General features: G+C 68.7%; 10 protein-coding genes. 4 read left to right on the forward strand and 6 right to left on the reverse strand.

The genetic code is table 11. From position 1 onward, the window contains the following. Positions 1–66: 66 nt before the first annotated feature. Positions 67–894, reverse strand: coding sequence for an NAD(P)H-binding protein (locus tag RIN18_RS07645; RefSeq protein ID WP_309103364.1), 828 nt, complete (start codon positions 892–894; stop codon positions 67–69). Between the two features lie 235 nt (positions 895–1,129). Here RIN18_RS07645 and RIN18_RS07650 point away from each other — a divergent pair, with 235 nt between their 5' ends. After that, a complete protein-coding gene (locus RIN18_RS07650) occupies positions 1,130–2,641 on the forward strand; it encodes an SDR family NAD(P)-dependent oxidoreductase (protein WP_309103365.1) in 1,512 nt (503 codons plus the stop codon). 368 nt (positions 2,642–3,009) lie between these two features. On the opposite strand, the gene RIN18_RS07655 is transcribed toward RIN18_RS07650, so the two are convergent. The 3 genes from RIN18_RS07655 to RIN18_RS07665 form a co-directional block, all read right to left on the reverse strand. After that, entirely contained in the window at positions 3,010–3,270 is a 261-nt protein-coding gene (locus RIN18_RS07655; protein ID WP_309103366.1) for a hypothetical protein, read from the reverse strand. 254 nt (positions 3,271–3,524) lie between these two features. Then, a complete protein-coding gene (locus tag RIN18_RS07660; RefSeq protein WP_309103367.1) occupies positions 3,525–4,631 on the reverse strand; it encodes a HAMP domain-containing sensor histidine kinase in 1,107 nt (368 codons plus the stop codon). Positions 4,632–4,641: 10 nt separating this feature from the next. Continuing rightward, on the reverse strand, positions 4,642–5,319 hold the full coding sequence (locus RIN18_RS07665; RefSeq protein WP_309103368.1) for a response regulator transcription factor: 678 nt from the start codon (positions 5,317–5,319) through the stop codon (positions 4,642–4,644). Between the two features lie 102 nt (positions 5,320–5,421). Here RIN18_RS07665 and RIN18_RS07670 point away from each other — a divergent pair, with 102 nt between their 5' ends. Genes RIN18_RS07670 through RIN18_RS07680 form a run of 3 tightly spaced genes read left to right on the forward strand, consistent with a single transcriptional unit; the run spans position 5,422 to position 8,227 of the window. Next, complete coding sequence (locus RIN18_RS07670) at positions 5,422–6,099, forward strand: M15 family metallopeptidase (RefSeq protein WP_309103369.1); 678 nt, start codon at positions 5,422–5,424, stop codon at positions 6,097–6,099. After that, on the forward strand, positions 6,096–7,238 hold the full coding sequence (gene alr / locus RIN18_RS07675; protein WP_309103370.1) for an alanine racemase: 1,143 nt from the start codon (positions 6,096–6,098) through the stop codon (positions 7,236–7,238). The genes RIN18_RS07670 and alr overlap by 4 nt, the downstream gene beginning before the upstream one ends. Continuing rightward, positions 7,235–8,227: a D-alanine--D-alanine ligase gene (locus tag RIN18_RS07680; protein WP_309103371.1), complete on the forward strand. Its 993-nt coding sequence runs from the start codon at positions 7,235–7,237 to the stop codon at positions 8,225–8,227. The genes alr and RIN18_RS07680 overlap by 4 nt, the downstream gene beginning before the upstream one ends. A gap of 13 nt (positions 8,228–8,240) precedes the next feature. Here RIN18_RS07680 and RIN18_RS07685 read toward each other — a convergent pair whose 3' ends face one another. Beyond that, a complete protein-coding gene (locus RIN18_RS07685; protein WP_309103372.1) occupies positions 8,241–10,727 on the reverse strand; it encodes a DUF3516 domain-containing protein in 2,487 nt (828 codons plus the stop codon). Positions 10,728–10,850: 123 nt separating this feature from the next. After that, positions 10,851–11,702 carry a sigma-70 family RNA polymerase sigma factor gene (locus RIN18_RS07690; protein ID WP_309103373.1) on the reverse strand — a complete coding sequence of 284 codons (852 nt, stop codon included), beginning with the start codon at positions 11,700–11,702 and terminating at the stop codon, positions 10,851–10,853. Positions 11,703–11,771: the final 69 nt, after the last annotated feature.

Here is an 11,771-nt window from a genome sequence, read left to right on the forward strand (position 1 = left end):
GACACCCGCATCCGGCTTGACACAGGCCGTCGTCCGCAGGCCCGAGGGGAACCTGCGGACGACGGGTCAGGATCGGAACAGCTCGACGTTTTCCTGCGCCCACTGCGCGAAGGTGCGCCCCGGCCGCCCGGTCAGCCGCGGTACGGTGTCCTGCACGACCTGGCCGATAACGGGAGGATTCTTCGCGAGCTCGATCCCGAACTCGACATAGTCCTCGTCATAGCCGAACGATCGCAACCGCTCGCGTTCTTCGTCTTCGGTGAGCTGCAACCAGGTCACCTCTTCACCCAACGCCGCGCCGATCCGTGCGGCGCGTTCGGCGGGAGTCAGCGCTTCCGGTCCGGTCAGTTGATAGGTCTGCCCGCCGGTGAGGTCACCGCTTGCGTCGAGCAGCACCTGCACCGCCACCGCCGCGATGTCCGCTTCGTGCACCATGGCGCTGGGCCAATCCGCCAGGGTGCGCACGCGCCGATCCGAGACGATCTCGGGTGCCCATTCTCGCGCGTTCGCCATGAACTCCACCGGAGCGAGCAGTGCCCACGGGAGGTGCGCCGACTCGAGCGCAGGCTCGAGCGTGCTCTGGTCCCACCCGCCGAGCACGCTCGCACGACGCACGCCCGCCTTTTCTGCGGCGGCGATGAGTTCCGGCCCGTTCGTCAGAGGTTCGCCGAACTCGCCGGTGAACGTGATGAGGTGCACGGCCTCGCACCCGTCGACCGCTCGACCGAAGGACTCCGCGTCCGCGAGGTCGCCGCGGATGACCTCGACCTGGTGGGGGAGATTCGCCCTCTGGGGGTCGCGGCTGAGCGCGCGAACGCTCTCGCCTCGGTCGAGAAGTTGCCGGACGACATGGCGTCCCACTGTGCCCGTGGCACCGGTGACCAGGATTGTCATGTGGATTCCTTTCCTCGTTTGTCCCTCACTCTCCCGGTCAACCTGGACACTTTCTGTCCTCGATCGCTGTCTTCCTTGGAGGGGCCCTGCCAACAATTCGAGGTAAAGAGGACGATCCGAGGTGTGATCTCCGGAAATTACGCCTCGAATCGTCCGTCCTACTCGGATCGTCGCAACCAGGCGTGCGGACGCCACCCGGACCGAAGGCCCAGGACGCTCGCGTAAAATCGGCACAATGACCGACACCGCAGCCTCCTCCGACCTCGGTGCCGGCATCGACCCCGATGACCTCGCGACGACGCTTCGGGTGTTGAAGCAGATGGATCAGCTCGACGAGGAGCATCCCGACTTCGTCACCGTGCGCCGCGCCACCGCCGCCATGTTCAAGGCCGTCAAGCGGGTGCGCCGCAAGCAGATCAGGGATGCCGTCGCCGAAGCCGACCGGGCAGTCGTCGCCCGCACCGCGACCGGAGCACCCGACCGGATCGACGATGAGACTCGCGGGATCGAGCTCGCCACGAGCGTCGATGCTCCCATCGCCGGCGAGCTGCTCAAGCCCCGCAACTGCTACATCTGCAAGCAGCCGTACACACTGGTCGACGCCTTCTATCACCAGCTCTGCCCCGACTGCGCGCGCTTCAGCCACGGCAAGCGCAACGCGCGCACCGATCTCACCGGCAGGAGGGCACTCCTCACCGGCGGACGCGCCAAGATCGGCATGCACATCGCCCTGCGGCTGCTCCGCGACGGTGCCCACACGACGATCACGACGCGTTTTCCGCGCGATGCCGTTCGGCGATTCTCGGCCCTGCCGGATTCCGCGGACTGGCTGCATCGCCTCCGCGTCGTGGGCATCGATCTGCGCGACCCCGCACAGGTGATCGGTCTCGCCGATTCGGTCGCAGCGCAGGGGCCCCTCGACATCCTCATCAACAACGCAGCACAGACGGTTCGCCGCTCGCCCGGTGCGTACTCACTGCTGGCGGATGCCGAGCTCCAGCCGCTCCCCGACGGACCGCTGCCCGAGATGGAGACGTTCGGGCACACCGCCGATCCGCACCCGCAGGCGCTGCAGGCGTCTGTTGACGCGCATCCGCTGCTGTCGGTCGCTGCCCTCGGCGGCACGGTCGCCGAGCAGGGTGGGCAAGCCCTGACGGCCGACGACCTCGCCCGGCTCGCGATGGCGCCGGGATCGTCGTCGCTTCAGAAGCACGCCGACGGCACCGCGATCGACGCCGGAGGGCTCGTTCCCGATGTCAACCGCGTCAACAGCTGGGTGCAGTCGATCGACCAGGTCGACCCGCTCGAGATGCTCGAAGTGCAACTGTGCAACACCACGGCGCCCTTCCTGCTGATCAGCCGACTGCGTCCGTCGATGGCGGCGTCGTCTGCGCGACGGAAGTACGTGGTCAACGTCTCGGCGATGGAGGGGCAGTTCTCCCGCCGCTACAAGGGGCCGGGGCATCCGCACACGAACATGGCGAAGGCTGCGCTCAACATGCTCACCCGCACCAGCGCCGGCGAGATGCTCGAGACCGACGGCATCCTGATGACCGCCGTCGACACCGGCTGGATCACCGACGAGCGCCCGCACTACACCAAGGTCCGCCTCGCCGAGGAGGGCTTCCACGCGCCGCTCGATCTCGTCGACGGTGCCGCCCGCGTGTACGACCCGATCGTGCGCGGCGAGGCCGGCGAAGACATCCAGGGTGTGTTCTTGAAGGACTACGAGCCCAGCCCCTGGTGAGCGGGGCGCTTCCCCTCTTCTGCGCCCTGCATGCCCCGCCACCTCGCGTGAGACACCACGTCGCGCGTGAGACACCACGTGAGGTGTGATTTTTCACGCAGAATGTGTTGTCTCGCGCGAGAGGTTGAGGTGGGACACCACTCCGTGCGTGAGACGGCATCCCGTGCACCAGACACCATTTCACGCCTCAGACACCAGATCACGCACGAGACACCACGTGAGGCGTGGTTTCTCACGCAGGATGTGATGTCTCACGAGATGCGTGGTGTCTCTCGCAGCAGCGCCGGGGTCCAGCAGCGCCGGGCGCCAGCAGCGCTGGGCCCCAACAGCGCCGAGGCCCCGCAGCGCCGGGGCCCGGCCGGAAGCGCTCAGCGCAGCATCCTGACGAACTCGCGGATGTCGTCGACGAGCATCTCGGGCTCCTCGAGCGCGGCGAAGTGCCCTCCGCGCCCTTCGACGTCCCTCCAGCGCACGATCGTGTTCGCCTCCTCAGCGAACCGCAATCCCACGTCATGGGCGAAGGCGATGACCGCCGACGGCACTTCGGAGTCCTGCTTCTGCACGCCCCACGCCGCAGGCTGCGCCGCGGGGGCGAACTCACCCGAGGAGTTCGCGCTGTACATCGGCATGTGCGGCATCGAGTTCGAGCTGCTCGACGGCGAAGACGTCCGGCGGGCACTGATTGAGATGGCCCAGCGCTTCACGAAGGGTGCGGGACAGGCCGCATGAGACACACCTCGCCGCGTGAGACGCTCTTTTTGGCGTGAGACACCACTCTCGACGTGAGACACCATGCGCGGCGTGATGTCTCACCCGAAAACTGATGTCTCACGCGGAACCTGATGTCTCACGCGGAAACTGATGTCTCACGCAGACGGCGACCTCACCCGCGCGGCAGCGGCGCCGGGTACGGATGCGGCAGCCACACCGTCACGTTCAGCCCGCCGTTCGCTCCCGGTGACAGGTGCAGTGAGCCGTCGTGAGCCTGGGCGATGCGTTGAGCGATGGCGAGCCCGAGACCGACGCCGACGTGGTCATCCGCTCGACCGTGCCCATCCGCACGACCGCGTTCCGCACCCCGACTGCGTTCGGCTCCGCGCTGGAACGGCTCGGCGAGCATCGCCACCCGATGCGGCGACAGCTGCTCGCCGGTGTTCTCGACCACCACGGCCACCGCTTCGACCCGTGCATAGGTGCGCACCGTCACCGTGCCTCCCTCGGGCAGATTGTGCACGATCGCGTTGTGCACCAGGTTCGTCACCAGCTGCTGCAACAGCGCCGCAGAGCCCAGGGTGCGCGCCGGGTCGCCGCCGACGTCGAGAGCGACCCGACGCCGGTCGGCCAGCGGTGCCAGTGTCTCGACCGCATCCTCGGCGATGAGCGAGAGGTCGACGGTCTCCCGAGCGAACACGCGACGATCGGCGCGGCTGAGCAGCAGCAGCGCCTCGGTGAGTTCGATCGCCCGCGTGTTGACCTCGAGCAGACGGTCGATGAGCTCATCGACATCCCGGTCGGGATCATTACGAGCGACCTCGAGCAGGGCCTGCGAGATCGCCAGCGGGGTGCGCAGTTCATGAGACGCGTTCGCCGCGAACCGTCGCTGTTCCTCGACGTGCGCCTCGAGCTGCTCGAGCATGGCATCGAACACGTCGGCGAGGTCGCGGAACTCGTCTCGGGGCCCTTCGAGCGCCACCCGGTGCGACAGTGACCCCTGCGCCGTCAGCTGCGCGACGCGCCCGATCCGGTCGAGCGGTGCCAGCATCCGCCCGGCGAGGATCCATCCGCCGGCGAACCCCAGCCCGAGCAGCACGATCATCACCACCGTCGCCACCGGCACGAATGCGCGCAGCAGGTCGGAGCGATTGGGGAAGAAGTCGACGGTGTCCGGCACGTATCGCAAGAGGAACAGCCCGACGGTGGCGAGCAGCAGCGCCCCCGACACCACGACGATTGCGGCGTAGCTGAGGGTGAGCTTCAGCCGCGCGCTCATCCCTCGACGCCTATGCACCGGCATCCGCCCCGGTGTCGATCCGGTACCCGGCACCGGGCACGGTGAGGATGAGCCACGGCTCGCCGAGCCGCTTGCGCAGCGATGACACCGTGATCCGCACCGCGTTCGTGAACGGGTCGGCGTTCTCATCCCATGCCCGCTCGAGCAGCTCCTCGGCGCTCACGACGCCGCCCGCGGCATCCATCAGCACTTCCAGCACGGCGAACTGCTTGCGCGTGAGCGCCACGTAGCGGTCGTCGCGGAACACCTCGCGCCGGAACGGGTCCAGCCGCAGCCCCGCGATCTCGTGCACCGGCGGCCGGGCGCGCACCCGGCGACGGTCGAGCGCACGCAGCCGGAGGACGAGTTCGCGCATCTCGAAGGGCTTGGTGAGGTAGTCGTCGGCTCCGAGTTCGAATCCCGAGGCCTTGTCGTCGAGGCGGTCGGCGGCGGTGAGCATCAGGATCGGGATGCCGCTGCCGGACGTGACGATCGAACGGGCGACCTCGTCGCCCGACGGCCCGGGGATGTCGCGATCGAGAACCGCGACGTCGTAGGAATTGATGCCGAGCTGCTCGAGCGCCGTATCGCCGTCGCCGGCGATGTCGGCGGCGATCGCCTCGAGCCGGAGCCCGTCGCGGATGGCTTCGGCGAGATACAGCTCGTCCTCGACGATCAGCACACGCATGTGTCGGCTCTCATTGCTCAGATCCTACGCACCCGGGCATATCGCGAACATATCGAAAACCGCATACGGCGTCGCAACCGGCCGGTGCGTTGACTGATCGACATGAACACCACGTCTGTGCCCGCCGGGCAGCTCCTCCGGCGCCGCATCATCGCCGCCGGCGTCGCGCTCGGCCTCGCCACGGGGGGAGTGATCGCCGCGCAGCAGGCCGTGCTGGCGGCATCCTCGGCGACGGCCGCGGACAGCTCCCCGACGTCTGTCGCACCGGGGGATGCGACACCTCCGGACGTCGGGGAGCCGGACGGTTCCACCCTCGCGCCCAGCGAAGCCGACGGGGTGATCCGCGACGACAGCAAGCCGACTGTCTTCGATGACACCCTCCCGGCGATCAGCAAGCTCGACCCCGCCCTCCTCTCTGCGCTGCGGGAGGCGGCGACGGATGCCGCCGACGACGGCGTGGAGTTCCGTGTGAACAGCGGATGGCGATCCGCAGCCCTCCAGCAGAAGCTGCTGACGGATGCGATCGCCGACTACGGCTCGATCGAGGAGGCATCGCGGTGGGTGGCCCCACCGGAGGCCTCGGCGCATGTGACCGGCGACGCCGTCGACCTCGCACCGGTCGACGCGCTCGACTGGCTCGCCCGCAACGGTGCCGAATACGGGCTCTGCCAGACGTACGCGAACGAAGCCTGGCACTACGAACTGCGCCCGGAGGCGATCGACGACGGCTGCCCGCAGATGTTCGACGACGCCGGTGACGACCCGCGGATGCACCCATGACCATCGCGCAGAAGACGGGTCCGATTCTCGGCACGGCGCTCCAGGGCCCGACCCTGCACACGATCCCGTCGTCAGTCGCGGCGAACGTCGCTGCCGTGCGAGCGTGGACACGAGCGCGGATCATGGCCGTGGTCAAGGCCGACGGCTACGGCCACGGCGCGGTGCCTGTCGCACTCGCCGCCGTCGCCGCGGGCGCTGAGCAACTCGGGGTCACCGATGCCACCGAGGGATCCGCACTGCGTACAGCGGGCCTCACCGTGCCGATCGTCGCGTGGCTGCATCCGTCCGGCATCGACGCGGAACGGGCAGCGGCCGACCGTATCGACGTCGCCGTCGGCTCCGTCGACGAACTGCGTCAGCTGATCGCGGATGCCGGATCCCTCGGCGAACCCGGCATCCGTGTGCACCTCAGCGTCGACACCGGGATGGCTAGAGGAGGCTGTCCGAGCACGGACTGGGAGGAACTCTTCCGCGTGGCACGTGCCGGTCACGGCCTCGGCAGGATCGAGGTCGTGGGCCTCATGGGGCACCTGCCGCTCGCCGACCGTGCCGAACCGGGGCTGAACCGGCCGGCGGTCGCGCGGATGGAGGCGGCTGTGCGGTCGTCGCATTCGGCAGGCCTCGGACGGCTGACGAAACACCTGGCGGCGACGTCGGGGGCTCTCACGGATCCCGCAACCCACTTCGACATGGTCAGGATCGGCGCAGGGCTCGTCGGAATCGATCCGTCCGGCAGCGTTGCGCTGGCGGGCGCGTCCCGGCTGACCGCACCGATCGTGCACACGGCATCGGTGGGGCAGGGCACGGCAGTCGGCTACGGGTGGAGTCATGTCAGCGCCCGGCCGACCCACCTGAGCGTGGTGGGACTGGGTTATGCCGACGGCATCCCGAGGGCGCTCTCCCGCCGCGCCGCAGTGCACGTCGACGGGCGCCGGCATCCGATCGTGGGGCGGGTGTCGATGGACCAGATCGTGATCGACACCGGCGACGTCGCCTACCCGCGCGGCACCGTGGCGACCGTGTTCGGCCCCGAGGGCGGAGCCGTCCCGAGCATCCACGAATGGGCCGCGTGGTCCGACACCATCCCGCACACGATCGTCACCGGCATCGGGCCGCGAGTGAAGAGGAGCATCACATGAACGACGACATCCTGGTCATCGGCGGCGGGCAGAGCCCGGAGCACGAGGTGTCGCTCGCATCGGCGGCAGCCGTCGCGACCGCGCTCCGCGGCCGAGGCTTCGCGGTCACGGCGGTCACGATCGCCGCGGACGGCACCTGGATGCGGGACGGCGTCGCGCTCGGGAACGGGGCATCCGGATCGCTGGCGGCGGCGGTCGAGCTCATCGGGCGAGCGGATGCCGTCTTCCCGGCGCTGCACGGCGCGCTGGGCGAAGACGGCACGCTGGCGGCCCTCTGCGCGCTCGCGCACACACCGGTCGTGGGTTCCGGACTCGCCGCCGGTGCGATCGCGATGGACAAGTGGGCGACGAAGCTGGTGGCCGAGGCGGCGGGTCTTCGCACGGCCCCTGGCATCGTGCTCACCGCCAGGGACATCGAGGATGCGGAGTTCGATGAGGATGTCGTGGTCAAACCGGTCTCTGCCGGATCCAGCTTCGGCGTCACCCTCGTGCAGGACGCCGAGCAGTTCGTGCCGGCACTGCGCGCCGCAGCGGAGTACGACGACCGGATCCTCGTCGAGCGCGTGATGCACGGACGGGAGATCGACGTCGCGGTGCTGCGCGAGGCCGACGGCTCGGTGTGGGCGCCGCCCGCACTCGAGATCCAGACCGACGGACTGTTCGACACCGCGACCAAGTACGACGGCTCTGCGCGATTCGTCGTCCCCGCTGAGTTGAGCGACGGGGACCGTCGTGCGTTGACGGCGGCGGCTGTCACGATGTTCGAGGCGCTCGGATGCGCGGGCGTGGCGAGGATGGACTTCTTCCTCACCGACGCCGGTCCGGTGCTGAACGAGGTCAACACGATGCCGGGGATGACCGCGGCCTCGCAGGTGCCGCGCATGCTCCAGGCGGCCGGGGTGGCATACCCCGAGCTCGTCTCGCGGCTGGTGCAGGCCGCGATGGCGGCATCCGCTGTGGGTGCGGACACGGCCGCGGCCGTGCGCTGACGCGCTCTCCGGGTCAGAGCCGGTCGACAGCGGTGACGGTGACGACGGCGGCGCCCGCCTCATCGGATGCGGCGAGGTCGACCGTCGCCGTGATTCCCCAGTCGTGGTCGCCGGCCGGGTCGTCGAGGATCTGCCGGGCAGTCCATACCGGGCCCGTCTCGTCGAGGATGAGGAGCTGCGAGCTGCGCGCATCGGGCCCGGTGCGGATCTCGTCGTGCTCGGCGTAGTACGCATCCAGTGCATCCGACCAGGCATCGGCCCCGAATGAGGGGTCGATCTCGGCCAGTGCGTCGACGTTCTCCCGTGAGGCCAGCTGCACCCTGCGGAACAGCTCGTTGCGCACCAGCACCCGGAAGGCCCGGGCATTGCTGGTGAGGCGCTTGGGCGCGGGCGGGACGATCGGTTCGTCGTCCGGGCTCTGCAGCCTGCCGTTCACGAGCTCCTCCCACTCGTCCAGCAGGCTCGAGTCGACCTGGCGGACGAGCTCGCCGAGCCATTCGATGAGGTCGCGCAGATCGTCGGTCTTGAGCTCTTCGGGAATGGTCTGCGACGCGGCGCGGTATGCGTCGGAGAGGTAGCGCAGGACCACGCCCTCGGAGCGGGCGATCTTGTAGTAGGCGACATATTCCCCGAACGACATGGCGCGTTCGTACATGTCGCGGACCACCGACTTCGGGTGCAGCTCGAAGTCACGGATCCAGGGTTGCGCGGCGCTGAACGTCTCGAAGGCGGCGGTCAGCAACTCGTCGAGCGGCTTCGGGTAGGTCACCTCTTCGAGCAGTTCCATCCGCTCGTCGTACTCGATGCCCTCGGCCTTCATCGCTCCGATCGCCTCACCCCGGGCGAGGAACTCCTGCTGGCTGAGCACAGCCCGCGGATCGTCGAGGGTCGCCTCCACGATCGAGATGATGTCGAGCGCGAAGCCGGGGGACTCCGGGTCGAGCAGCTCGAACGCGGCGAGGGCGAAGGGGGACAGCGGCTGGTTCAGCGCGAAGTTCGGCGCGAGGTCGACCGTCAGCCGGATCTCGCCGTCGGGCGTGCGCTCGACCACACCGGATTCGCGCAGCGTGCGGTAGATGCCGATGGCGCGGATGGCGAGTTCGCGCTGGCGGACACGCGGCTCGTGGTTGTCGTATACCAGCGCGCGCATATTGGCGAACACGTCACCACCACGTCCGACGACGTTGAGGATCATCGCGCTCGTGATCTGCATGTGCGAGGTGAGCGTCTCGGGCACCGCGTCGATGAGCTTGCGGAAGGACGGCTCGCCCCAGGAGACGAACCCGTCCGGGGCCTTCTTGCGGATGATCTTGCGCTTCTTCTTGGGGTCGTCGCCTGCCTTGCGGATCGCCGCCATGTTCTCGGTCTCGTGTTCCGGCGCCTGTGCGACGACGGTGCCGGCGGTGTCGAAACCCGCGCGACCGGCACGACCGGCGATCTGATGGAACTCGCGCGCGTTCAGCTGACGCATCCGCGTGCCGTCGAACTTCGTCAGTGCCGTCAGCAGCACGGTGCGGATCGGCACATTGATGCCGACCCCGAGGGTGTCGGTGCCGCAGATGACGCGGAGGAGCCCTCGCTGGGCGAGCTGTTCGACGAGGCGGCGGTACTTCGGCAGCATTCCGGCGTGGTGCACACCGATGCCGGCGCGCAGGAACCGCGACAGCGTCTTGCCGAACGCGGTGGTGAAGCGGAATCCGCCGATGAGCTCGGCGATCACATCCCGCTGCTCCCTGGTCGCGATTTTCGTGCTCGACAGCGCCTGGGCGCGCTCCATCGCCGCGGACTGGGAGAAGTGCACGACATAGACCGGCGCCTGCCCGGTGTTCAGCAGATCCTCGATCGTCTCGTGGATCGGCGTCGTCTCGTAGAAGAAGTGCAGCGGCACCGGGCGCTCCACGCCGGTGACCGTCGCTGTCTGGCGCCCGGTGCGCCGGGAGAGATCGGCGGCGAGCTCGGTGACGTCGCCCAGCGTCGCCGACATCAGCACGAACTGCACCTGCGGCAGCGTGAGCAGCGGCACCTGCCACGCCCACCCGCGATCGGGATCCGCGTAGAAGTGGAATTCATCCATCACGACCTGACCGACGTCGGTCGAGGGCCCCTGCCGGAGGGCGACGTTCGCGAGGATCTCGGCCGTGCAGCAGATGATGGGTGCGTCGGGGTTCACCGCTGAATCGCCGGTGACCATACCGACGTTCTCGGCGCCGAAGACGTCGACGAGCGCGAAGAATTTCTCGCTCACGAGCGCCTTGATCGGAGCGGTGTAGTAGCTGCGGCGTCCGGCGGCGAGGGCGGCGAAGTGCGCACCGATCGCGACGAGCGATTTGCCCGTTCCCGTCGGGGTGCTGAGGATCAGGTTGTTGCCGGAGACGATCTCGATGATCGCCTCGTCCTGCGCCGGGTAGAGGCTGATACCGGTCGACTCGACCCAGTCCGCGAACGCCAGATACACCGCATCAGGATCGGCGTCGGAGACGGCGGCGGAGTCGAGGAGCATCCCCCGATCCTCTCACCGTTCACAACTCCTCAGATTCCGGTGGCACGCCGGCGGAAAGCGGGCAGCAGCCTCTGGAGGTGAAGATTCTGAGGAGTTGTGCGCAAGCCCGCGCCGCGGCAGGGTTCAGATCACAACGTCCGCAAGGCGCGCAGGGTCGGCGAGGACGTGCAGGCCGATGATCCGGGCGTCCTCGATGTCGAACGACATCAGCGAGACGACGCGTCCGCCGAACGTCGCCGCCACTCCAGGACGACCGTCGATCAGCACCGGGGTGGAATGGGCGGCGAGGCGTGCCGACAGCACGGCCTGAGCGGCGATCTCAGCCGCCCCCGCAAGGTTCTGGCTGCTCGTGCCGTAGTCCGCACGGAGCATCGCATCCTCGTGCAGCAGGCCGAGCAGCGCCTCCAGATCACCCTGCTGCGCCGCGGTCAGCCACGCCTCGACGAGGGTGCGACCGCGGGCACGGTCGGCTCTCGCGGGCACGGTCGCGTCACGCAGCCGACGTCGCGCTCGGGAGGCCAACTGCCTGGCGGCCTCGGGGGAGCGTTCCATGGCGGTCGCCACTTCATCGAACGGCTGACCGAAGACGTCGTGCAGCACGAACGCGATGCGCTCGGCGGGGCTCAGGGTGTCGAGCACGACGAGCAGCGCCACGTTGACGCGATCGGATCGGTCGACGAGGTCGGCGAGGTCGGGTGCTGGGTCCACCGGCTCGTCGCGCCACGGCTCCACCTGCCACGACCGTTCGCGCGTCGACCGAGGGGCCCGCAGCATGTCGAGGCTGATTCGCGAGACTACGGTCGTGCACCAGGCGTCGATGTTGTCGATCTCCGCGGCATCCGATCGCGCCAGTCGCAGCCACGTCTCCTGCACCGCATCGTCGGCATCGGCGTGCGAACCCAGCAGCCGTGTGGCGATCGCACGCAGGCGCGGCCGAGCCGCCTCGAACCTTCTCGCGAGTGCTTCGTCATCCATGTCACATCTCCTCATCGACGCTCGTCGTGATGTCGACGAATGCGATAGCCGGTATGTGACAGGCCGTCG

The sequence above is a fragment of the Microbacterium sp. genome (genome assembly GCF_031179285.1).
Classification (GTDB): domain Bacteria; phylum Actinomycetota; class Actinomycetes; order Actinomycetales; family Microbacteriaceae; genus Microbacterium.